This is a genomic window from Enterocloster bolteae (genome assembly GCF_002234575.2).
GTDB classification, from domain to species: domain Bacteria; phylum Bacillota; class Clostridia; order Lachnospirales; family Lachnospiraceae; genus Enterocloster; species Enterocloster bolteae.
This window is the reverse complement of sequence record NZ_CP022464.2, coordinates 5661588-5684023: the sequence shown is the minus strand read 5'-3', so window position 1 is coordinate 5684023 and position 22436 is coordinate 5661588. Positions and strand designations below refer to the sequence as shown.

At 50.6% G+C, this 22436-nt stretch carries 21 protein-coding genes; 17 read left to right on the top strand and 4 right to left on the bottom strand.

The genetic code is table 11. The features are described 5' to 3' along the window. Nucleotides 1-70: 70 nt before the first annotated feature. Nucleotides 71-475, bottom strand: a complete 405-nt coding sequence (locus tag CGC65_RS26415; RefSeq protein WP_002566573.1) for a sigma-70 family RNA polymerase sigma factor — start codon at nucleotides 473-475, stop codon at nucleotides 71-73. A 335-nt stretch (nucleotides 476-810) separates the two neighbouring features. On the opposite strand from CGC65_RS26415, the gene CGC65_RS26410 reads away from it, so the two are divergent. The 13 genes from CGC65_RS26410 (at nucleotide 811) to CGC65_RS26350 (ending at nucleotide 13979) form a co-directional block, all read left to right on the top strand. Next, on the top strand, nucleotides 811-2094 hold the full coding sequence (locus CGC65_RS26410; protein ID WP_002566571.1) for a 4Fe-4S dicluster domain-containing protein: 1284 nt from the start codon (nucleotides 811-813) through the stop codon (nucleotides 2092-2094). Nucleotides 2095-2307: 213 nt separating this feature from the next. After that, nucleotides 2308-3066: an SDR family oxidoreductase gene (locus tag CGC65_RS26405; protein ID WP_002566569.1), complete on the top strand. Its 759-nt coding sequence runs from the start codon at nucleotides 2308-2310 to the stop codon at nucleotides 3064-3066. A 48-nt stretch (nucleotides 3067-3114) separates the two neighbouring features. After that, nucleotides 3115-4236 carry a TRAP transporter substrate-binding protein gene (locus CGC65_RS26400; RefSeq protein WP_002566568.1) on the top strand — a complete coding sequence of 374 codons (1122 nt, stop codon included), beginning with the start codon at nucleotides 3115-3117 and terminating at the stop codon, nucleotides 4234-4236. 25 nt (nucleotides 4237-4261) lie between these two features. Further along, nucleotides 4262-4798, top strand: coding sequence for a TRAP transporter small permease (locus tag CGC65_RS26395; RefSeq protein ID WP_002566567.1), 537 nt, complete (start codon nucleotides 4262-4264; stop codon nucleotides 4796-4798). Next, nucleotides 4795-6087, top strand: coding sequence for a TRAP transporter large permease (locus tag CGC65_RS26390; protein WP_002566566.1), 1293 nt, complete (start codon nucleotides 4795-4797; stop codon nucleotides 6085-6087). Before CGC65_RS26395 ends, CGC65_RS26390 begins: the two co-directional genes overlap by 4 nt. A gap of 13 nt (nucleotides 6088-6100) precedes the next feature. Beyond that, a complete protein-coding gene (locus tag CGC65_RS26385; protein WP_002566565.1) occupies nucleotides 6101-6865 on the top strand; it encodes a 3-ketoacyl-ACP reductase in 765 nt (254 codons plus the stop codon). A 16-nt stretch (nucleotides 6866-6881) separates the two neighbouring features. Further along, a complete protein-coding gene (locus tag CGC65_RS26380) occupies nucleotides 6882-8864 on the top strand; it encodes an FAD-binding protein (RefSeq protein WP_002566564.1) in 1983 nt (660 codons plus the stop codon). 23 nt (nucleotides 8865-8887) lie between these two features. After that, nucleotides 8888-9955, top strand: a complete 1068-nt coding sequence (locus CGC65_RS26375; protein ID WP_002566563.1) for a LacI family DNA-binding transcriptional regulator — start codon at nucleotides 8888-8890, stop codon at nucleotides 9953-9955. Continuing rightward, nucleotides 9943-10320, top strand: a complete 378-nt coding sequence (locus CGC65_RS26370) for a cupin domain-containing protein (protein WP_002566562.1) — start codon at nucleotides 9943-9945, stop codon at nucleotides 10318-10320. The genes CGC65_RS26375 and CGC65_RS26370 overlap by 13 nt, the downstream gene beginning before the upstream one ends. A 197-nt stretch (nucleotides 10321-10517) precedes the next feature. Further along, entirely contained in the window at nucleotides 10518-11498 is a 981-nt protein-coding gene (locus tag CGC65_RS26365) for a DUF1848 domain-containing protein (protein ID WP_002566561.1), read from the top strand. A 126-nt stretch (nucleotides 11499-11624) separates the two neighbouring features. Then, nucleotides 11625-12419: a glycerophosphodiester phosphodiesterase gene (locus CGC65_RS26360; RefSeq protein WP_235622262.1), complete on the top strand. Its 795-nt coding sequence runs from the start codon at nucleotides 11625-11627 to the stop codon at nucleotides 12417-12419. A gap of 79 nt (nucleotides 12420-12498) precedes the next feature. Next, nucleotides 12499-13122 (top strand): undecaprenyl diphosphate synthase family protein, encoded by a 624-nt coding sequence (locus tag CGC65_RS26355; protein ID WP_002566559.1) that lies wholly within the window; start codon nucleotides 12499-12501, stop codon nucleotides 13120-13122. Nucleotides 13123-13232: 110 nt separating this feature from the next. After that, nucleotides 13233-13979: a LytR/AlgR family response regulator transcription factor gene (locus CGC65_RS26350; protein WP_002566558.1), complete on the top strand. Its 747-nt coding sequence runs from the start codon at nucleotides 13233-13235 to the stop codon at nucleotides 13977-13979. A gap of 93 nt (nucleotides 13980-14072) precedes the next feature. On the opposite strand, the gene CGC65_RS26345 is transcribed toward CGC65_RS26350, so the two are convergent. From CGC65_RS26345 to CGC65_RS26335, 3 genes are all read right to left on the bottom strand, one after another. Beyond that, complete coding sequence (locus CGC65_RS26345; RefSeq protein WP_002566557.1) at nucleotides 14073-14678, bottom strand: cytidylate kinase-like family protein; 606 nt, start codon at nucleotides 14676-14678, stop codon at nucleotides 14073-14075. Nucleotides 14679-14838: 160 nt separating this feature from the next. Continuing rightward, on the bottom strand, nucleotides 14839-15408 hold the full coding sequence (locus CGC65_RS26340; protein ID WP_002566556.1) for a hypothetical protein: 570 nt from the start codon (nucleotides 15406-15408) through the stop codon (nucleotides 14839-14841). A 190-nt stretch (nucleotides 15409-15598) separates the two neighbouring features. Then, a complete protein-coding gene (locus tag CGC65_RS26335) occupies nucleotides 15599-16975 on the bottom strand; it encodes a PspC-like choline-binding domain-containing protein (protein WP_002566555.1) in 1377 nt (458 codons plus the stop codon). A gap of 249 nt (nucleotides 16976-17224) precedes the next feature. Between CGC65_RS26335 and CGC65_RS26330 the strand changes: the two genes are divergently transcribed. The 4 genes from CGC65_RS26330 (at nucleotide 17225) to CGC65_RS26315 (ending at nucleotide 22430) form a co-directional block, all read left to right on the top strand. Then, nucleotides 17225-19231, top strand: coding sequence for a thiamine pyrophosphate-binding protein (locus tag CGC65_RS26330; protein WP_002566554.1), 2007 nt, complete (start codon nucleotides 17225-17227; stop codon nucleotides 19229-19231). Between the two features lie 64 nt (nucleotides 19232-19295). Next, on the top strand, nucleotides 19296-20339 hold the full coding sequence (locus CGC65_RS26325) for an NAD-dependent epimerase/dehydratase family protein (RefSeq protein WP_002566553.1): 1044 nt from the start codon (nucleotides 19296-19298) through the stop codon (nucleotides 20337-20339). Beyond that, nucleotides 20336-21469 (top strand): class I SAM-dependent methyltransferase, encoded by a 1134-nt coding sequence (locus tag CGC65_RS26320; RefSeq protein ID WP_002566552.1) that lies wholly within the window; start codon nucleotides 20336-20338, stop codon nucleotides 21467-21469. Before CGC65_RS26325 ends, CGC65_RS26320 begins: the two co-directional genes overlap by 4 nt. A gap of 13 nt (nucleotides 21470-21482) precedes the next feature. Then, entirely contained in the window at nucleotides 21483-22430 is a 948-nt protein-coding gene (locus CGC65_RS26315) for an NAD-dependent epimerase/dehydratase family protein (protein WP_002566551.1), read from the top strand. The last annotated feature ends 6 nt before the right edge of the window (nucleotides 22431-22436 follow it).

Sequence of the window (22436 nt, the reverse complement as noted above, 5' to 3'; positions counted from 1 at the left end):
GATACCTGAATGTGGGCCCGGGCGGCCTTTTGGCCTAAATGCCTGTGAGAATCTGTGCAGCACCTTCCCTTCAGGCCATGAGGCTGCGCAGTTTGCGGAGGATCTTTCCATGACGGTAATGAAGGGTGGTTACGGGAACTCCGGTTTCCCTGGAAATCTGGCGCAGGGACTGGTCGTAACAGTAAATACGGCGTATGATATCCTTCTCTCTGGGGTCCAGGTCCTTCATGGCCTCAAAGAGCAGAGAGCGCTCCAGAGCTTCCTCTGCCTGTTCATCCACAGGCTTGGCTCGGGTGTCCTGAAACAGATCACAGCCGTTAAAATCTTCTGTGTCCAGTGCATTATAATAAAATGTCTTGTTATGAATATCTGATTCCCGGAAATACCGCTCCTTCCGCTCGCCTTTGCAGTATAGTTTATAAATTTCTTCTGACACGTATACATTCCGGTTATCAATGCGTATGTAATATTGCATATTTTCCACCTCTCATGTGGAAAAGGAAATCTGTGATGTATTTTAAAGATATCACTGAGGGGGGATTTTGTCAAGAAAAATCAGAACATATGTTCGATTTGGCGGATGAATGGTATACAACAACGAAACAAAACAGGATTTTGTGGAAAGGAAGCATGTGATGTACTTTCTGTTGAATATTATTTTTTGCAGTGCTAAAGTAGATGGTGAAGCGGTTGTTCCATGCCCGGGCATGACGCGGTTTATCTGACAGGAATGAGGGTTCAGTCACTCCGCGGTATGGCAGAGGAAAAAATGGGAACAATCAAGGAAAATCCAAGGAGGAGGTAAAGACAATGGGACATCTTACAACCCGTGACGCATACCGGAACCTGGGTGAACGTATCAACTGGTTTACCCAGGGGGCTCCGGCCTCTGAGACACTGTATAAGATACTGCAGGTCCTATATTCTGAAAAGGAGGCCAAATGGGTGGCGCTGCTGCCGGTTCGCCCGTTTACCATAAAAAAGGCGGCAAAGATATGGGGGACTTCGGAGTATAAGGCGGAAAAGCTACTGGATCATCTGTGCGGCAAGGCATTGCTGGTGGACTCCTGGGACAAGGGGGTGCGGAAATTCGTGATGCCCCCGCCAATGGCCGGGTTTATTGAATTTGCCCTGATGAGGACCAGGGGAGATATTGACCAAAAGTATCTCAGTGAATTGTATTACCAGTATATGAATGTGGAGGAGGATTTTATCAAGGATTTGTTTTATGCCACGGAGACAAAGCTGGGCCGTGTGTTTGTCCAGGAGCCGGTTCTGACCAATGACAAGATGAACCACATCCTGGATTATGAGCGGGCGACCCACATCGTGGAGGAGGCAGAGTATATCGGTCTGGGGCTATGCTACTGCCGTCATAAAATGTCTCACGCAGGCCATCCCTGCGAGATTAACGCTCCCTGGGATGTATGCCTGACCTTTGACAATGTGGCGCGTTCCCTGGCCCAGCACGGGGATTACTGCAGACTTATTTCCAGGGAGGAGGCGCTGGATGCGCTGGAACGCTCCTACGCCAGCAATCTGGTACAGATAGGGGAAAATGTGCGGGAGCACCCGGCTTTTATCTGCAACTGCTGCGGGTGCTGCTGTGAGGCGCTCCAGGCTGCCAGGCATTTCAGTCCCATGCAGCCGGTGGCCACCACCAATTATATTCCTGATATTACCGGGGACCAGTGTGTTGGCTGCGGAAAGTGCGCAAAGACATGTCCGGTATTGGCTATATCCATGGAGGAAGGAGAAAACGGAAGGAAGCGGGCCGTGGTGGATAAGGATATTTGTCTGGGCTGCGGCGTATGTGACAGGAACTGCGGTGTCAAGGCCATTCACATGGAGCGCAGGACGGAGCAGATCATCACACCGGTGTACAGCACCCACAGATTTGTTCTTCAGGCCATTGAGAAGGGAACATTGGCAAATCTGGTGTTTGACAACCAGGCGTTTTCCAACCACAGGGCCATGGCCGCCCTGTTCAGTGCTATCCTGGAGCTGCCGCCGCTTAAGCAGGCCATGGCCAGCAAACAGTTCAAGTCTGTTTACCTGGACAGGCTGCTGGCGGCGAAGCGGGAGAAGGGATGAACAGGGAGAACCAATTAATAATAGATTTCAGGGATTACAGGAGAGACGGAAAGGGAAGAAGGGTAAAATCTTCATCCCTTTCCATTTTTATTATATTGTTTATTATAATTTGAAAAATCTACAATTTACTCTTGACGAAACCGTTTTCATGAGTTAATATGTACATAACGATACAAGAAACCGTTTTCATGGGAGGGGAGGTTAAGATTTCATATGGATTCATTGTTTTCTCTTGCAGGGAAAAAGGCAGTGATTACAGGCTGTGCAACAGGCATCGGCAAAGGTATGGCAGCCGGGCTTGCCAGGGCAGGAGCAGATATCATTGCGCTGGATATCGGGGATTTGGAAGATACCAGAAGGACAGTTGAAAATCTGGGGCGGGAGTGCCGGTGTTACCATGTGGATTTGTCAGTTTCTTCTGATGTGGATGAGGTGTGGATACGCCTTTTGGAAGAAGCCGGTCATGTGGATATCCTGTGCAATAATGCAGGTATGCAGTTTCGGAAGAATGCATTTGAATATCCGGAAGAGATGTTTGATAAGGTAATTGCTGTTAATCTGAAGGCGCCGTACCGGTTGTCCCAGAAGGCCGCCATTCACTTTCGGGACCAAGGGTTGAAAGGGAAAATCATCAATACCGCCTCTCTTTTTACCACCTTCGGAGGTGTTGAGGTCAGCGGTTATACCTGCTCCAAACACGGGGTCATGGGCATGACGAGGGCATTGTCCAATGAATTTGCACCTTACGGTATATGCGTCAATGCCATTGCGCCGGGCTACATAGCCACAGAGCTTACAAAGGCAATCTGGAGTGATTCAAAGCGGCGGCAGCCCATGGATGAGCGAATTCCGGCGGGACGTTGGGGGACCCCGGATGATTTTGAGGGTCCGGCAGTATTTCTTGCCTCCAGGGCATCGGATTATATAACCGGGATCATGATTCCGATAGACGGCGGGTATTCTGCCAGGTAACAGGTTAATTATGCGCGTTACGCGCAGGAATAAAAGGAGAAGAATACAATGAAGAAAAGAAGCGTTATGATGGCACTGGGTCTTGTGATGACACTGACAGCATGCGGAGGGGGAAATGCAGGAACCACAGCGGCACCATCCTCCGGCTCAGAGACACAGACAGAGGCTAAGGCAGAGGAAAAAACAGAAGGAGATACTACCGCACAGGAGGAGAATAAGGAGGAGAGCAAGACTGAGGCATCCGGTGACACAGTCACCTTAAAACTTTCCAATAACCAGCCGGATGGAAACTGTACCACTATAGCCGTGGAGTGGTTTGCGGACCAGGTAAGGGAGCGCACAGACGGACGGGTCAACATTGAGGTGTACAACAACGGCACCCTTGGAGATGCCATCTCCTGCCTGGAGCAGCTCCAGTATGGCGGCATGGATATTGTAAAAGCCGACCTGTCCACCATGACTAATTTTGTGGATGAGTACAATGCCTTAATGATGCCTTATATTTATAAAAATACAGAGCATTTCTGGAAGGTACATGGCGGGGATATCGGTATGGGAATCCTGCGCGGGGATAAGATGAAGGAAAAGAAGCTTTACGGCCTTACCTACTATGACGGAGGAACCAGATGTTTCTATAACACCAAAAAGGAAATCCATTCCCCTGCGGACATGAAGGGTATGCTGGTAAGAGTACAGCAGTCCGAACTGATGATGTCCATGGTGGAGGCTTTAGGCGGCCAGTCGGTAGCGACAGCGTATTCCGAGGTATATTCCGCGCTCCAGACCGGCGTTGTGGACGCTGCTGAGAATTCCATCGTCAATTATCTGGACCAGTCCCATTTTGAAGTGGCTCCCTACTTTGTGGAGGACCATCATACAAGGTCGGCCGACATCCTGGTCATGGGCGAAAAGTCACGTGAAAAACTGAGTGCAGAAGATCTTAAAATTATTGATGACACGGCTCTGGAATCCTGGGAGTACCAGAAGGAGCTGTGGGCAGAGGCAGAGGAAGAATCCAAACAGAAATTGCTGGAGCAGGATGTCACAATCACTGAATTGACTGAGGAAGAATTAAAGGCGTTCCAGGACGCCTGTGAGCCAATCTGGTATTCCTATGAAGGCGGCGCCTATAAGGACATCATTGACCAGATTGTAGAAGCAGGCAAGTAGGGGACTGGCATATAGGAGACTGAAGATGCTGAAAGGAATAAAGAAGGTACTAATTGATATTTTCAATCTGTTTTACAAGGTTATATATGGTTATGCAAGGTGGGTCCTGGCCGTTGTAATCGTAATCATATGCGCCCAGGTATTCTGCAGGAATATACTGCGGACCAATATCCGCTGGAACCAGGAGGTGGCGCTGCTGCTTACGATTTGGATGGCGTTCCTGGGCATTGCCATTGGGGCGGAAAAGAACCTGCATATCGGCGTGGAGCTGTTTTATGATAAGTTTCCGGTAAAGATCAGGAATGTGATTGATGTGCTGAACCGGATTATTACGCTGCTGGTAGGCGCTTTCTTCACTGTCTACGGGGTCCGGATGGTGCTGTCTACCATGGATTCGAGGCTTCCGGTAACAAAATGGCCGTCATCTCTTATGTATATTATGATACCGGTCAGCGGCGTTGCCATTATCTACTTTACGGTCCTGGATATAATGGGCCTGAAGAAATACAAGAAAACCGATGATGCGGGTAAGTTTAACAGAGAGGAGGAGGAAAAAGAATGAACCCAAATATAGCTATCGCAATCCTTCTCATAACCTTTGTGCTGCTTATTATGATTAAATGCCCTATTACCTTTTCAATGATTATATCCACAGCCTTCACCATGCTGTATATCCAGGTGCCTGTCATGACCCTGGTGCAGCAAATGTCCAAACAGCTTAACTCATTTTCACTGCTGGCAATCCCTTTCTTCATCCTTATGGGGGAAATCATGGCTGCAGGCGGTATATCCAGCCGCCTGCTGGCCTTTGCAAATGTATGCGTGGGGCAGATAACCGGAGGTCTGGCACATGTAAATGTACTGGCATCCATGCTGTTCGGCGGTATCTCCGGTTCTGCCATTGCCGATGTGTCATCCCTGGGAGCCCTGGAAATACCCATGATGGAGGAGGCTGGATATGAAAAGGATTTTTCCATAGCAGTTACCGTGGCCAGCTCCTGTCAGGGACTGATCATCCCGCCCAGCCACAACATGGTACTGTACTCCATGGTGGCAGGAGGCGTGTCTGTGGGAAGCCTGTTCTGCGCCGGTTATATCCCGGGTATTATGCTGGGGGTTTTCATAATGGGAATGTGTTATATCATTTCCAAGAAAAAGCATTATCCCAAAGGAAAGAAGCTGCCTTTTAAGGAAGCACTCAGGGTTACAAAGGATACATTTTTCGCAATGCTTGCAATGGTTATTATCATCGGTGGCGTATCAGCTGGTTTTTTCACCGCCACGGAATCAGCGGCAGTCGCCTGTATTTACTGCCTGTTCGTAGGATTTTTTATTTACAGGGAGCTTCGCTTTAAGGATATTCCGGTAGTGCTGGGAAATACCATTAAAACCCTTTCCATGGTATATGCGCTTATTGCCGCGGCAGGCGCCTTCGGCTGGGTGATGGCATATCTGAATGTCCCCACCCTGGCCACAAACCTGCTTCTTGGCATCAGCGACAACAAGATTGTGGTATTGCTTCTGATCAACCTGATTCTGCTTTTGCTGGGATGCGTTATGGACCTGGCGCCTCTGGTGCTTATTATGGCTCCCATACTGCTTCCGGTTGTGACAAAATTTGGAATGAGTCCCATCCAGTTTGGAGTCATGATGATGCTGAATCTGGGAATCGGATTATGTACACCGCCTGTGGGAACAGCATTGTTTACAGGATGCGCCATTGGAAATATGAAAATTGAAAAAGTTTCAAAGGCCATGCTGCCGTTATACATTCCCATGCTCATCACATTACTGCTTGTGACCTTCATTCCGGCGCTGACAATGACGCTGCCTGAACTGATTATGAAATAGGAGGTAAACGGATATGAAGACAGCACTTGTAACAGGAGCAAGCAGGGGGATTGGTTTGGCCATTGCGCGGGAACTGGGGGTAAACGGTTATCAGGTTGCTGTCATGGCTACACGCGGTGAATCCTTTTATCCGGAAAGTACCAGAACACTCCGGGATGCAGGTATTTCCTATGCCTGGTATGCCGGTGATATAGGAAAGTCCGAGGACAGAATCCGTATTGTCCGGGAAGCAGCAGAACACTTCGGGGAAATCCATGTGCTGGTCAACAATGCGGGGGTGGCGCCGAAGGTAAGGGCGGATTTGCTGGATATGACAGAGGAGAGCTTTGACTATGTAATAGGGACCAATACAAAGGGAAATATGTTCATGACACAGACCGTGGCACGGCAGATGATGAAACAGCCTGTGTATGGAGGCAAGCGAGGGACAATTATCAACATTTCATCCTGCTCCTCCCAGGTATCATCCGTTAACAGAGGGGAGTACTGTGTTTCCAAGGCAGGAATCTCCATGCTCACCAAGCTTTTTGCGGACAGGCTGGCTCCTGAGGGCATATTTGTATATGAAATAAGGCCCGGAGTCATCCGTACCGATATGACCAGCCAGGTGGAAGAAAAGTATACGGAATTAATCAAACAGGGGATGTTCCCCATTGCGAGATGGGGAGTTCCGGAGGATGTGGCTAAGGCAGTCAGGGCGTTTTGTTCCGACGATTTCTGTTACACGACAGGCAATTACATAGATGTGGATGGAGGGTTCCACATCCGGCGTTTATAGGATGTGGTTTCAGCATATGGATATTAACAGGATACCTTTTTATCAATACAATACAATCATAGTCGGAACCGGAGCAGCCGGTCTTAATGCAGCCGTAACACTTCATAAGCTGGGGCAGAAAAACATTGCCCTGATTACAGAAGGACGGTACATGGGAACTTCCAGGAATACGGGTTCAGACAAACAGACCTACTATAAGATGACCCAGTGCGGCAGTGAACCGGACAGCGTCCGGAAAATGGCAAAAACCTTGTTTGAGGGCGGATGTGTGGATGGAGACATTGCCATGGCCGAGGCCGCAGGCTCTCTCAGGGCATTTTACCATCTGGTGGATATCGGAGTTCCTTTCCCTTTTAATAAGAGCGGGGAATATGTGGGATATAAGACGGACCATGATCCTCTTAAGAGAGGTATTTCCGCAGGGCCGCTGACATCCAAATACATGACCGAATGTTTGGAACGCCAGGCAGAGGAACGGGGAATACCGTTCTTTGACGGCTATCAGGCAGTACGCCTGCTTACAGAGGAGAAGGACGGTGAAAAGAGGGCGGCAGGCATCATTGCCCTGAATAAACAAAAGGCTGCTTCGCCCGATGAACGGTATGCCGTATTTTCAGCAGTCAACATTATATGGGCCACCGGCGGGGAAGCTGGAATGTATCAGGCCAGCGTATATCCTGTCAGCCAGACAGGCGGAATGGGGGTACTGCTGGAGGCGGGAGCTGTTGCAAAGAATCTGACTGAGTCCCAGTTTGGAATTGCATCTGTAAAACACAGGTGGAATCTGTCAGGGACATTCCAGCAATGCCTGCCCCGATATCTGTCTGCGGAGCAGGACGGAAGCCATGAGAGGGAATTCCTGAATGATTATTTTGACACGCCCAGACAGCTTCTGACGGCAATTTTCTTAAAAGGGTATCAGTGGCCCTTTGACCCCAGAAAGGTTGAAGGGCAGGGATCATCCCTTATTGATCTGCTTGTTTATCAGGAAACAGTCTTAAAGGGAAGACGGGTCTTTCTGGATTTCATGCATAACCCGTCCCCGCTGACGGAAGGGGGAAATGTCTCGTTCCGGTACCTGGCAGGTGAGGCAAGGGAATATCTTGAGAATTCCAGGGCTCTTTTGGATACACCCTATGAGCGGCTGAAACATATGAATCCGTCGGCCATTGAAGTTTACAGCAGCCATCACATTGATTTGTCCGGAGAGTATCTGGAGATAGCTGTGTGCGCCCAGCATAACAACGGGGGAATTGGAGGAAACCAGTGGTGGGAGAGCAATATCCGGCATCTTTTTGCGGTCGGTGAGGTTAATGGTTCCCATGGCATATACCGTCCCGGAGGAAGCGCACTGAATGCGGGGCAGGTCGGCGCCATACGCGCCAGCCAGTATATTGTGAAGCGGTATGGAGGAGAACCCTGCTCCAGGGAGCAGTTCCTCAGCAGACATATGAAGGAGGTGGAAGAGGAGACTGCCTTTGGAGAACGCGTCCTGCGCGGGTCTGAAAGCTGTATGACGGATGTGGCCGGCCAGCGAAGGCTGCTGGGAATCAGGATGACCAAATATGGTGCATGTATCCGCTCAGAGGAAGGGATACGGACAGCGCTTGAGGAAAACCTGAGACAGAGGGAACAGCTGGAGCAGAAGGTTATGATTAAGGGGCCGGAGGTACTTAAGGATTTGTATAAACTGAAGCATCTTCTTATAAGCCAGTTTGTATATTTAGAGGCCCTGAGGGATTATGACGCCAGAGTGGGCATCAGCAGAGGATCCTATCTGGTATATAATGCCGGGGGGCAGGTACCTAACCCGCATTTGGATGAGCGGTTCAGGAACAGGACGGAGGAGACGGACACAACCGTACTGCAGGAGATTTATTATGAGGCGGACAGAAAAGAATGCCGCGTATCCTGGAGGCCGGTAAGACCCCTTCCTGACGAGGAAATCTGGTTTGAAAATGTCTGGAAAGATTACCGTGAAGATGGTATTATAAGGTAAAAGACGGTTAAAGGAGAATACCAATGGTAGGAATTCGTGATGTTGCAAAATATGCAGGGGTTTCTCCCAGCACAGTATCCAGAGCACTGTCAGGCGTGGCATTTGTAGAGCCAGAGACAAAAGAGAAAGTGATGAAGGCGGTCAGTGATTTGAATTATAAGCCCAACCTGGCTGCCAGGAGCCTGAAAAAAGGCGGCAGCAAGCTGATCGGCCTTATCATACCGGATATCATGAATCCATATTATCCGGAGGTTGTAAAATATATGGAGGCATGCGCTACAAAGGCAGGATATTCCCTGATTCTGTGTGATGCACTGGGAGATGTGAAAAAGGAGAAGGAGTATTTTAAAACCCTTAAATATCTGTTTGTAGACGGCATACTGTATATTGCATCCACAGAGGATGTAGAACATGTGAAACCATACATAGGGGAGATTCCCATGGTGATTGTAAACCGCACCTTTGATGTGGATGCCCCCTGTATTAATATTGACAATGCCGACGCGGCTTACCAGGCAGTGAAGTGCCTGACAGACAACGGACACCGGAAGATTGCCCTTTATATTAATGATAAAGACCGCCAATATAACCGGGAACGTCTGGAAGGAGCACTGGAAGCCCTTGGGGAGTGCGGAATAGAGGACTACGAAAAGTATATTGTCCGCGATGTGGAATCCGAGGACGACGCCTATTATAAAACCCTTGAATTGATGCGCCATGAGGAACGTCCCACAGGCGTATTCATGTTCAATGATTTTATGGCTTACGGCGTATACAGGGGTATTACCAAAAGCGGATTAAGGATACCGGATGATATATCCGTAGTGGGGTTTGATGACATCCCTCAGGTGAAATATCTGGATCCTCCTCTGACTACGCTGCGTCATTCCCTGGCAGATACGGCGGGAATTATATTTGAACAGCTGATGGAGCAGATAAAGACGCAGACCTGCGCACACAAGAGCCAGACTTATTTTAAAGGCAGGCTGATTGAACGGGAGTCTGTGAAGAATCTGATTTCCAGGAGTGTGTCTGAACGGGATGCTAAGGCACACTCCGGACAATCTGGAGGAATGAAATGGAAAAAGTAAATATATGGGATATAGAGGGGACCGAATTTCCGGCCGGACGGCGCACCAGGGTAATACTGGGCCAGAATGGCGCCATGGAGGGCAGCAAGTTCTGCCAGGGCTATGTGGTGGTGTATAAAGGCGGCGGCATACCGGAACATGACCACGAGACGGTGGAGTCCTACACGATTATTAAGGGACATGGGGAGATGGAGGTGGACGGGGAGAAACAGCCGGTAAAGGAAGGGGACTGTATCTTTATTCCAGGTAATTTAAAACACGCTCTGTATAACACAGGTGAAGAGGAACTGCATATGATGTTTGTGTATGCTCCAAGTATCATAGTGGACCACTGGGCCAAGGAGCAGAGCGGGGAGATAAAATAAGCAGATAAGATAATACGGGTGAAAATAGCTGAATCCATCCGGCCGGGGGAATAAAATTCCGCCCGCCGGATGGACTTTTATGATATCTCACTGCAAATATAAGGATTTTAATTTCCTCACAGATTGCTTCCATCCACCCCATATGTTATATTAGACTACACAGATTGCCGCGTAAGACAAAGAAGGGAGGAGCCGCCATGATCATCAGTGCCAGCAGAAGGACAGACATTCCTGCGTTTTATTCGGACTGGTTTTTCAAACGGCTGGAGGGAGGGTACCTGTATGTAAAGAACCCCATGAATCCCGGGCAGGTCAGCAAGATTCTTCTGAACCAGGACACCGTGGACTGCTTTGTGTTCTGGACAAAGGACCCGGGGCCTATGATGGAGAAGCTTTCTGTTTTGGACCGGCTGGGATACCCCTATTATTTCCAGTTTACCCTGACACCCTATGGGGCGGATGTGGAACCCGGACTTCCCCATAAGAATGAGCTGGTAAAAACCTTCCGGGAGCTGTCGGCCAGGCTGGGGCCTGAGCGTGTCATATGGAGGTATGATCCGGTGCTTCTCAGTCCGTCCTATACCAGGGAGTACCATTTCCAGTGGTTTTCACGGCTGTGCAGCAGCCTGGAGGGATATACCCATACCTGCGTCATCAGTTTCCTGGATATGTACCGGAAGATAAAAGGACGGATGGATCGGATTCAGATCCAGGCAATGACAGGGGAGGACATGGTATCCCTGGCATCCTTTATGGGTCCGGAGGCAGAACGGCATGGCATGACCGTCCGGACATGTTCGGAGGCAGCGGATTTGTCCGGTTTCCATATACAGAAGGGAAAATGTATTGATGACCAGCTGATTGCCGGATTGCTGGGCCGTCCCCTGGATGTAAAAAAAGACAGTACCCAGAGGGAGGAATGCGGCTGTGTCAAGAGCGTGGATATCGGCGCTTACAACACCTGCTCCCATCTCTGCAGATATTGCTATGCGAATTTCAGCCCGGATCAGGTGGAGGTAAAACGCAGGTTACATGACCCGGACTCGCCCCTTTTGTGCGGCCGGCTCACCGGGGAGGAACGGATTACGGTGCGTGAGATGAAATCAGTTGTCTGTCCTGCCGGCGGCGGCCAGATGCGCCTTGCATTTGACGTTTCGGAGGATGGGGAACCGGAATAGACAGCATTTGAAAATGAATACAGATGGAGCTTTGATATGATGCGGAAGGTTGATATAGTACGGAATGTTAGTATAGTAAGGAGTGTTAGTATAGTAAGGAGTGTTAATATAATACGGAAAAGACACATGGCAGCAGCCCTTTTAGGCGCTGTGCTTATTGTATCCATGATTCCGGTCCGGGTCCTGGCAAAGGACCGGACTGGGGAGGGATGGAGAGACAAGGTGGAAATCACCGCCCACAGGGGGGACAACACCCAGGCGCCGGAGAATACCATGCCGGCTTTTAAAGCCGCAGTGGAAAATGGGGCTGACTGGATTGAACTGGATGTGACGCAGACAAAAGACGGGGTCCTGGTGATTTTCCACGATGCGGATTTGATGAGGATGACAGGAAAGCCGGATAAGATATGGGATATGAGCTATGAGGAATTGAGCCAAATTAATACCGCCAGCCATTGGGGGCCGTTTTTCAAGGATACCAGGATACCCACGCTGGAGGAGGTATTGGATTACTGCAAGGATAAGATAAAGCTGAATATAGAGGTAAAAGTCAATAACCACCAGACCCAGGACTTTATTGCGCGCCTGGTAGGGCTGATTCAGGACAAGGGCATGGCAGGCCAGTGCATGATCACTTCATTTGACTACCATTCCCTTCAGGCGGTAAAGCAGCTGGCCCCGGCCCTGGAGACTGGATTTATCTCATCCAAGGCCATAGAGCAGCCGGAGGCATTTACCAGCGCTGACAATTTTGTGCTGAGCATAGACCTCATTAACCCTGAGACGGTGAGCCGTATTCATTCCCTGGGCAAGGAAGTGATAGCCTGGACTGTTAATGACGCCTACTCTGTTGACAAATGCAGGAAAGCGGGGGCGGATAATCTGATTACGGATAAACCCAGGAAAATCATGGAGGACTAACACACGGTTGGAGCCTTTTGTATAGATTTTCCATTTAAGACCATACTTTCCATATATAAGCAGGAATGGAGGAGATGGTATGAGACTGCCAAAACACATCGGAATCATCCCGGATGGAAACCGGAGATGGGCCAAAGGCCAGGGAATGGATAAATCAGAGGGATACGGGCACGGGATTTCACCTGGAATGTCCCTGTACCGCATGTGCCGGGAGCTGGGAATTGGGGAAATGTCCTTTTATGGTTTTACCACAGATAACACAAAGCGTCCTTCCGCCCAGAGACAGGCATTTACCAGGGCCTGTGTGGCGGCGGTTGAGGAGCTGGCAAAGGAAGATGCCAGCCTGCTTGTGCTGGGAAATACAAAATCCCCCATGTTTCCCCATGAGCTTCTTCCCTTTACCGCCAGGCATGATTTTGGAAAAGGCGGGATGAAGATTAACTTCCTGGTGAACTACAGCTGGGAGTGGGATTTGGGCTATAAGGATGAGACCATAGGGCCGGGACTTAAAACAGCTGAGGTTTCCAGAATCGACCTGATTATACGGTGGGGCGGAAGACGGCGCCTTTCAGGCTTTTTGCCGGTGCAGTCCGTGTATTCGGATTTTTATGTGGTGGATGATTACTGGCCTGACTTTAAGAGGGAACATGTGGAAGATGCCCTTAAGTGGTACGCGGCCCAGGATATTACCCTGGGAGGGTGATTTTTTGACAAATTTCAACGTGTAATCGTCTTTTTTCAACATTTTAAGATTAATAATACCAGGGGGGTGTAAAATACTAAAGATTAAAATTGCGGTACGGGGACAGGTGCATGATACAGATAGCAATATGTGATGATGACTTTCAGGTGTGCAGCCAGCTGGAGGACTATATCAGGCGATGGAAAGAGGGGCGCAGGCTGGAGGTTGAGATATTCAACACCGGTAAGGAATTTGAGGAAGCACTCAAGGAACGGCATTATGATTTGATTTTTCTGGACATTGTGATGAGGGACAGGAACGGGATTGAACTGGGCAGGTTCATTCGGGAAGAGCTGGGCAATGATACGAGCATGATTGTCTATATGTCGGCTTACGGGGATGAATACGCGCTGGATTTGTTCCAGTTCCAGCCCTTTCATTTTATAAAAAAGCCAATCAGGCCAGAGGACTTCCAGAATATATTTTATAAAGCTTGCGAAAAGATAGAGGGTGATGCCGGAATCTTTGAATTCAAATCAAGCCGGACCGTATACAGAATACCTTTAAAAGACATCCTCTATTTTGAAGGTGATAACCGGCGGGTAAAGATTGTGACTGCCGGCCATACATATCATTGCTATTCCACCTTAGAAAATTTGTTTTCCAAAATCAACATGGACCAGGCTGGTTTCATACGGCTGCATAAGTCCTATGCCGTAAATCTCAGGTATGTGGCCACCTTCAGTGTGCGTATGGTGACCCTGTTTGACGGTTCGGAGTTTACGGTCAGCGCTCCTTTTAAGGAGAATGCGCTGAGGCAGTATGAGGGGTATATTTCCAAGACGGGAATGGGACGGGGAGATACATCCGGAGAATAAATGCAGGAAAAAAAGCAGATGCACAAAAACAAGGCAGGCGCCAGAAGGTTTTTCCTTCAGACGCCTGCCTTTTATGGACAGTTGGAAACAGGCCTATGGGGTTTCATAGATTCCTTTAATGATTCTTACGGTCTTGTCCATGCCAAGCTTGCTGATGTTAAGCAGCATCTGGTGGGACTCAATGCTGCCCCATTTGCGTTTGGTGTAGTTTTCGTAATAGTTTTTGCGGCGGCGATCCGTGGACTTGATGGCGTTGACAGCATCCCTCTCTGAAAAACTGTAGCGATCCATAATCCGGCGCACCCGATCTTCCATATCCGCACAGATAAATACGTCAATCAGGTCGGGGTGGCTGCGGAGCACGTAATCACCGCAGCGGCCTACGATGACACAGGGGCCCTTTTGGGCCAGTGCCTCTATAATAATGGTCTGGGTGACATAAGTGCTGTCATTCAGGGATAATCCATATCCGGTTACGGAATTAGGCTCCTTGGGAATCTGATAGCCGGCCAGGAAGGAGGACAGTGCGGACTCGTCTGCCTTTTCAATGCTTACAGGAGAATGTCCCATCCTTTCAGCGGCCATCTCCACCAGATTCCGGTCATAGAGAGGAATCCCCAGCTGGTCTGACAGCCTTTGGGCGACTTCGTGGCCTCCGCTGCCGAACTGACGGGCTATCGTGATAATCTTATGGCTCATAGTTCCACTCCTTTCCAACCTTAAAAATGAAAATATGCACAAAACATTTCTTGTATGTACTATTATAACGCACTATTTGCACAAAAGATATATAAAGTTGGAAATTTATATGTTTTTCAGATTTGGTTTTCAGATTTGGATTTCCCGGAGCTGCAGCCAGCTATCGTTTGTATCCCTTTTCTGCCTCTTCGGTCTGTGACATATCGGCGGCTGCGGCCTCACTGTATGCTGCCTCTGTTTGTCCGGTGTGCGCTGTTACCTCCATGCATTCCTCCGATGGTTCCCGGTCCCGGCAGTTCCCGCAGTCCCGGAAGTCCCGGTAACCTCCGCAGTCGCCGGGTGCCGTCCCATTGCTCTGGCCGTATTCCCGTTTCTCATGCATCAGTTCCCATATAGTATCGTGCATCCATTTTACCGTATCGCTGAGAATTTTGTTTTCTGTATCCAGGTTCATGATTACGTTGTTCATTTCAGCAATGATTTCCCGGCTGTTGTAGCGCTTATGGGGTTCGGTCAGCCGGGTGATAAGGGACGGATTAGTCTTCAGGATTTCCCTGGAGAGAAATTCGTCACGCTCATCGCAGGACATCCGCATGAATTCCGAGTAATGCATCCTGACCATGTGCATGGCTTCCTGGGTGCCGCATTTGGGGCACTGGGGATGACGGGATGTCTGATAATAGGCATAGTGTCCGCATTTGGGGCAATAAAAAACAGCAAGTTCTCTCATAATGTCCTCTCCTGATTAATACTTATTAATATATATAGCGTTTCAAATCGCAAAATATACCACTTTTTTTTGCGATTTTTGTAAATTCGTCAGATTGGACAAAAAAACGGCAGACTAATTGGTTAGTCTGCCGTGGGCCGCCGGTTAAATGAACGGATGCAGGGGCGGCCTTATGGTTGCTGTGTATCTGTTACTGTGCGGTGCTCTGAGTCTGGATGACACCTTCTGTGTTTACGGTCCATACCTTGTCGTTCTCGTCCTTGAAATCCTTGTAGCCGCTGCCAAGCTCAGGCATGGCGTTTGATTTGGAGGAAGAGGTGGCCTTCTGTACGGCGCCGTTGCTGTTTACAAGATACTGATTGCCGTTTAACTCTACAGGTGCAAAGCGCAGGTCCTTGTCAGCTTCCTGACGCAGGCCGTATACATACAGCACATTGTCCTTGATGCCGTGGAAGCCCTGGCCCTTTCTGGAGCCGTCGGTGTGGAAATACCAGTTCTGGGTCTCGCCTAAGTCCTCATCGAAGATGACCTGCTTGCCGGTCTTCATAACGCCCTCTTCATCAAAGTAGAAGTTAGCCACGTTGCCGTCCTCCAGGTTTACCACCTTCTTGCCGGTCTGCATTTCTCCCTTTGTGTTAAAAGCGTATTTTCTGGATTCAATGGTGAACAGTTCAAGACCCTTTTCTGCATGGTAGGGCTTGCCGTTCTTGAAATAGAAGCGGTAAAGCTCGGCTTCTTCGCTGAGTCCTTCTATGCCCTCGATGGTTCTCCATCCGGAAGCGCGCTTTCCGTCCTCATCGTAGTACTGATAGCCGGCAGCGGTCTGCTCAGACACAGGAGCTGCCTCGGAAGGGGTAGCTGTCTGGGCCTCGCCGGACTCTGCTGCTGCCTGGACAGGAAGCTTGTACCAGCCTGTCTGCATGCGGCCGTCCACAAAGGTGTAGTACTGGCCTTCAATCTTTTTGTCAACTTCATTTTCAATACGCTTGCCCGTATTGTCGAAGTAGTACCATGATTCAACGTATTCCGGATCATCGGTTTCATCTGCCAGAAGAATCCAGCCGGTCTTTCTGCTTCCGTCCTCGCCGAGATAGTAGTTGTAACCATCTACGGTGATGGAGCCGGTCTGCATGATACCGTCCTCGTTGAAATAATACCAGCTTCCATTGATGGAAGCCCATCTGGAGGTCAGGGCCTTGCCGTCCCTTCCATAATAGTAGTACAGGAATTCAGGAGCATCGTCCTCATCCCAGAAATCTTCATTTTCCACGGAAACCCACTTCATGCTCACGCGTTTTCCGTCTTCTCCTACGTAATACTCATCAATCTGTCTGTCAGCGGCGCGGATTCCGTCTGAATCCAGGTAGTACCAGTCATCGCCATTCTTCTTCCAGGTATCGGTGATTGCCTCTCCGTAAGAATCATAGTAATACCAGTTTCCGTTTTCCTCTGTCCAGCCCACGGTTTTTGCGTAAGCAGTGGAAGCGGTGCCGATGAAGTTAGGGGTTACTGCTGCCATGAACATGGCAGTGGATAATACAGCCAGAACTTTGATCTGTTTTTTCATAATAATGAATCTCTCCTTTTTGATATGTGTGTTTGTCTGTGGCCGAAAATCCGGTGTTGCATTACGTGGTTTATTATAACGGACATGAATGTGTAATGATAGTGATGGTTGCTGGAAGTTATGGAAGGCACTGGAGGGGGGCCCCTAAAGCCGCTCCGGCGGTCATTGTAAGAGAAAATATAGTATTATTTTAAGGCGTTTTATGCTATACTCTCCATAGTTGATAGACCGGAAGGGGGACCTTAATTTATGAAAATGAAGATTTCCAATTATATAGCAGGCAAGCTGGTGGAGGAGGGAATCAGCCAGGCTTTCATGGTGACAGGGGGAGGCGCCATGCATCTGGATGACGGCCTGGGGCACCAGGAGGGGCTTCACTGTATTTATAACCACCATGAGCAGGCATGCGCCATGGCTGCTGAGGCTTATGCCAGGATTCACAACCGCATCGCGGCGCTGTGCGTCACCACCGGTCCGGGAGGAACCAATGCAATTACCGGTGTGGTGGGGGGATGGCTGGATTCCATTCCCATGCTGGTACTGTCGGGGCAGGTGCGCTATGATACAACGGCCAGGTGGTCCGGTGTGGGCATCCGCGCCATGGGCGACCAGGAGTTTGATATCTGTAAAGCCATTGACTGTATGACAAAGTATTCGGAGATGGTCATTGATCCCATGAGGATCAGGTACTGTCTGGAGAAGGCTCTTTACCTGGCCCGGTCCGGGCGTCCGGGCCCCTGCTGGCTGGATATTCCCCTGAATGTACAGGGAGCATTTGTGGAGACAGAGGAGCTTCCTGGCTTTGACGCGGCTGACTACGAGGCCGGAGGAAACGGCTGGGCCGGAAAGGACGGGGGACACGGGATACCGGAGGACGAGGCGGGAAAGGGAGAACACCGCCAGGTACTGCCGGGAAAGGTGGATGTTTCAGCCGCCCGGACTATTATAGATAAGATAAGGGCTGCAAAGCGCCCTGTCATCAATGCGGGCAACGGAATCCGCATAGCGGGAGCCCATGATTTGTTCATGGATGTGGCCGAAAAGCTGGGCGTTCCCGTGATTACGGGCTGGGACAGCGAAGATATCATGTATGACACCCACCCCCTGTACGTGGGCCGTGCAGGCAATATGGGGGACAGGCCTGGGAATTTTGCCATTCAAAACAGCGACCTGGTGCTCTCCATTGGAAGCCGTCTGAGCATCCGGCAGGTGGGATATAACTTTGAGACATGGGCCAGGGAGGCTTATGTGATTGTCAATGATATAGATGAGGAAGAGCTGAAGAAGCCATCAGTCCACAGCGACATGCGGGTCCATGCCGATGCAAAGGATCTTCTGGAACAGCTGGACCTGGTTCTGGACCGCGTTTTGGCAGAGGAAGAGGGAAATCTCCCTGAGAGCGTCAGCCGTCCAGGCAGCAGACAGGTGTTTGACGGAGGAAAGGGCCTCAGGGATATGACATGGAGCAGAACCTGCGCCATGTGGAAGGAGAAATATCCTGTTATACTGCCCAAGCACTTTGCCCATACGGATGAGGAACCGGCCAATGTGTACGCGTTTATCCATGCTGTCAGCAGCCGCCTGAGAGAGGGGCAGGTGACGGTGGTGGGCAATGGCTCCGCCTGTGTGGTGGGGGGACACGCCTATATCATTAAGAAGGGCCAGCGTTTCATCACCAATTCCGCCATTGCCTCCATGGGATATGACCTGCCGGCAGCCATAGGCGCCTGGACCGCTTCCAGGGATAAGGGCTGCTACAGCCAGGGCGGGGACAGAAGCGGGGAGGACCTGATCCTGGTGACAGGGGACGGAAGCATGCAGATGAATCTTCAGGAGCTGCAGACCATCATCCACCACAGAATGGGGATCAAGATATTTGTGATTAACAACGGGGGATACCATTCCATCCGCCAGACCCAGAAGAATTTCTTTGGGGAGCCGCTGATTGGAATCGGCGTGGACAGCGGGGATTTGAGCTTCCCGGCTCTGGATAAGCTGGCGGCGGCCTACGGCTACCCCTACGTGTCAGCAAGGCACAACAGCGAGCTGGGGGAGGCTGTGGAGAAAACCCTGGCGGCAGAGGGACCTGCTATCTGCGAGGTATTCGTGTCCATGGACCAGAACTTTGAACCCAAGTCATCCGCCAAGAGACTGCCGGACGGCACCATGGTGTCGCCGCCCCTGGAGGACCTGTCGCCCTTCCTGCCGGATGAGGAGATGGATGAAAATATGATTATTCCCAGGATCAAGGGATAGACCTGCCAGCAGACCAAAGGACAGGCCTGTTGCGGGGGATCCGGGATAAGAAGGAGTATATGTTATGCGTGTAATCGTAACAGGAGCTACCAGTTTTATCGGAAAGGCTGTTACAAAAGAGCTGCTGGCCGGAGGCCATCATGTATTTGCCGTGGTAAGGCCGGACTCTCCGGGGCGAGGCCGGCTTGAACAGCCCGGGGCGGAAGCCGGGGAAAAGACAGAAGAAGAGACTGGGGAAGAGACAGGCAATAAGGCTGGAAAAGAAGCCGGAAAAGAAGGGGGGCGCATTACCGTCCTTCCCTTTGCCCTAAAGGACATCGGTAAGCTGGATGCCTGCCCGGAACTGGTCTCCTGTCCGGTTTTAAAATCCCGTTCTGACCTCAAAACAAAGGCAGACCTGTGGCTTCATCTGGGCTGGGAGGGGGCCGGCAGCGCCAACCGCCAGGACCCTCATGTCCAGGCCCGCAACATCGGGTATGCCCTGGATTCCCTTCACACGGCAGCCCGTCTGGGGTGCGCCAGGTTTCTTTTTTGCGGCTCCCAGGCCGAGTACGGCATTGCGGACGGCGTTATGGGCGAGGAGATTTTGTGCCATCCTGTCTCTGAATACGGAAAGGACAAGCTGGAGGTATGCCGCAGGGCAGGGGAAGAGGCAAAGGCCCTGGGGATTGATTATATCCATGCCAGGATATTCAGCGTTTACGGTCCCGGAGACCATCCCTGGTCCCTGGTGTCCACCTGCCTCAATACCTTTCTTAAAGGAGGCAGGATGGAGCTTGGGGAATGTACCCAGCAGTGGAATTTCCTTCATGTGAGGGATGCGGCCAGGGCCCTGACAGGGCTTCTGCTTGCCAAAGTACCGGCCGGCGTGTATAATGTGGCAGGAGAAGACACCCGCCCCCTTAAGTCGTACATTGAACAGATGCACCGGCTCTGCGGTGAAAAGGGCACCTATGAATATGGAAAACGGCCGCCCAATGCAGAGGGAGTGGTATCCCTGGTGCCGGATATCAGGAAGCTTAAGGAAGCAGCAGGATTCGCCCAGGAGATTTCGTTTGAGGACGGAATCAGGGAAATGATTGGATTATATAAGGAGAATTGTCTATGAAACGATGCATCGCCTGCGGCGCCCCGTTATGGGAGACGCCGCTGCTTACGTTAGATAATATGCCTGCCTCGGCCCAGCACATGCCGGATGCACAGGGGGTAAAGGAGGACCGGGGACTGACCCTGGATTTATGCCAGTGCATGGGCTGCGGACTGGTCCAGTTTGACTGTGAGCCGGTGGACTATTACCGGGATGTAATTCGGGCCGGCGGCTTTTCAAAGACCATGGTGGAGCTGCGCAGATACCAGTATAAGCATCTCATTGACAGCTATCATCTGGAGGGAAAGAAATTCATCGAAGTGGGGTGCGGCCAGGGAGAATTCTTAAAGGTTCTGTCGGAATTTCCGGTGGAGGTCCACGGCATAGAGCATGATCCCCACCTGGTGGAGCTGGCAAGGGCCCAGGGGCTGGATGTGACGGAAGGGTTTACGGAGACAGAGGATACGCGGTTTGCCGGCGGGCTGTATGACGTATTCCTGTCCTTTAATTTCCTGGAGCACCAGCCGGACCCCAGCACCATGCTTCAGGCCATATACCGCAACCTGGAGGACGATGCCATGGGGCTTATCACAGTCCCAAGCTTTGAATATATCATGGACCACAACAGCTATTATGAACTGATACGGGACCATCTGGCCTACTACACCTTTGAGACCCTTACCCCCCTTCTGGAGCGCAACGGGTTCCAGGTAGAAGAGTGCGAGGTTATCAACAGGGACACCCTTTCCGTTATTGTAAGGAAGCGTCCGCAGATGGATACGGAGAACCTGCTGGAGTGTTATGTGAATTTGAAACGGGAGATGGAGACTTATATGAAGTATCTGGATGCCTGGGATAAGAAGGTGGCCATCTGGGGAGCCAGCCACCAGGGCTTTACCCTTGCAGCCACTACCAAGCTGGGGGAAAAGGCAAGGTATATCATAGATTCCGCACCCTTTAAGCAGGGAAAGTTTGCCCCCGCGTCCCATCTTCCCATCGTTGGACCGGACCATTTCCATGAACACCCGGTGGATGCCATCATAATCACGGCCCCCGGTTATACGGATGAGATAGCGGCAAGCATACGCCAGAAGTTCGGGACCGCCGTGGAAATCAGGGCCATGCGTTCCAACCATCTGGAGATGGTTTAGGAGGGATGATAACATGCGCGTAGTAATTACCGGAGCAACCGGTTTTATCGGAAGCAATCTGGCCAGGGTGTTTCTGGAGCAGGGGGCCCATGTGTACGCCCTGGTGCGTCCGGGTTCCCTTCATCTGGACGCCCTTCCTGTTCATGAGAGACTGCATACAGTGGCCTGCGACCTGGCCCATGTTTTGGAATGCGTCCCTGAGGTGGGACATGCAGACGGCTTTTTCCATATGGCCTGGGGAGGTGTGAACCGGGAGGAGATAGACTCGCCGGAGGTTCAGGCCCGCAATGTGGCAGGCTCCCTGGACTGTGTGGAGGCAGCCGGACGTCTGGGATGCCGGGTATTCATGGACGCTGGTTCCAGAGTGGAATACGGGGCTGTTGACGGAATCATGGAAGAGGAAGCGCCCTGCCGTCCCATCAATGAATACGGAAAGGCAAAATGGGAGTTTTACCAGAAGGCAGCTCCCCTTTGCAGCCGTCTGGGCCTTCACTATTACCATCTGAGATTTTTCAGTGTGTACGGCTGCGGGGATCATCCATGGTCCATCATATCCACCCTGGTGCGGGATTTAAGGCAGGATAAGAAGGTTTCCCTGAGCGCGTGCAGGCATATGTGGAATTTTATGTATATTGAGGATGCGGTACAGGCAGTATATGAATTATACAGGCAGGCCGTAAATGAAGAACCTGGTTTAAAAAAGGACAGCAGTCCCATAAGCGCTATTGTCAACATAGCCAGCCAGGATACCAGGCCCCTCCGGTCCTTTGTGGAGGAAATCCATGATATCGTAGGATTTAAGGGAACGCTGGAGTACGGGACCTTTGTACAGGCCAAAGAGGGCGCCCTGTCCATCCGGCCTGACATTACCAGACTTAAGAGACTCACAGGCGGCAGATGGCAGGAGCGCTATACCTTCCGCCAAGGCATCGAAGAAACCATAGAGAAAGAAGAAGCATAGAGAGAT

Coding starts and splice junctions, on each gene's coding strand:
- CGC65_RS26415 (WP_002566573.1), bottom strand. CDS start 475: ATGCAATATTACATACGCATTGATAACCGGAATGTATACGTGTCAGAA.
- CGC65_RS26410 (WP_002566571.1), top strand. CDS start 811: ATGGGACATCTTACAACCCGTGACGCATACCGGAACCTGGGTGAACGT.
- CGC65_RS26405 (WP_002566569.1), top strand. CDS start 2,308: ATGGATTCATTGTTTTCTCTTGCAGGGAAAAAGGCAGTGATTACAGGC.
- CGC65_RS26400 (WP_002566568.1), top strand. CDS start 3,115: ATGAAGAAAAGAAGCGTTATGATGGCACTGGGTCTTGTGATGACACTG.
- CGC65_RS26395 (WP_002566567.1), top strand. CDS start 4,262: ATGCTGAAAGGAATAAAGAAGGTACTAATTGATATTTTCAATCTGTTT.
- CGC65_RS26390 (WP_002566566.1), top strand. CDS start 4,795: ATGAACCCAAATATAGCTATCGCAATCCTTCTCATAACCTTTGTGCTG.
- CGC65_RS26385 (WP_002566565.1), top strand. CDS start 6,101: ATGAAGACAGCACTTGTAACAGGAGCAAGCAGGGGGATTGGTTTGGCC.
- CGC65_RS26380 (WP_002566564.1), top strand. CDS start 6,882: ATGGATATTAACAGGATACCTTTTTATCAATACAATACAATCATAGTC.
- CGC65_RS26375 (WP_002566563.1), top strand. CDS start 8,888: ATGGTAGGAATTCGTGATGTTGCAAAATATGCAGGGGTTTCTCCCAGC.
- CGC65_RS26370 (WP_002566562.1), top strand. CDS start 9,943: ATGGAAAAAGTAAATATATGGGATATAGAGGGGACCGAATTTCCGGCC.
- CGC65_RS26365 (WP_002566561.1), top strand. CDS start 10,518: ATGATCATCAGTGCCAGCAGAAGGACAGACATTCCTGCGTTTTATTCG.
- CGC65_RS26360 (WP_235622262.1), top strand. CDS start 11,625: ATGGCAGCAGCCCTTTTAGGCGCTGTGCTTATTGTATCCATGATTCCG.
- CGC65_RS26355 (WP_002566559.1), top strand. CDS start 12,499: ATGAGACTGCCAAAACACATCGGAATCATCCCGGATGGAAACCGGAGA.
- CGC65_RS26350 (WP_002566558.1), top strand. CDS start 13,233: ATGATACAGATAGCAATATGTGATGATGACTTTCAGGTGTGCAGCCAG.
- CGC65_RS26345 (WP_002566557.1), bottom strand. CDS start 14,678: ATGAGCCATAAGATTATCACGATAGCCCGTCAGTTCGGCAGCGGAGGC.
- CGC65_RS26340 (WP_002566556.1), bottom strand. CDS start 15,408: ATGAGAGAACTTGCTGTTTTTTATTGCCCCAAATGCGGACACTATGCC.
- CGC65_RS26335 (WP_002566555.1), bottom strand. CDS start 16,975: ATGAAAAAACAGATCAAAGTTCTGGCTGTATTATCCACTGCCATGTTC.
- CGC65_RS26330 (WP_002566554.1), top strand. CDS start 17,225: ATGAAAATGAAGATTTCCAATTATATAGCAGGCAAGCTGGTGGAGGAG.
- CGC65_RS26325 (WP_002566553.1), top strand. CDS start 19,296: ATGCGTGTAATCGTAACAGGAGCTACCAGTTTTATCGGAAAGGCTGTT.
- CGC65_RS26320 (WP_002566552.1), top strand. CDS start 20,336: ATGAAACGATGCATCGCCTGCGGCGCCCCGTTATGGGAGACGCCGCTG.
- CGC65_RS26315 (WP_002566551.1), top strand. CDS start 21,483: ATGCGCGTAGTAATTACCGGAGCAACCGGTTTTATCGGAAGCAATCTG.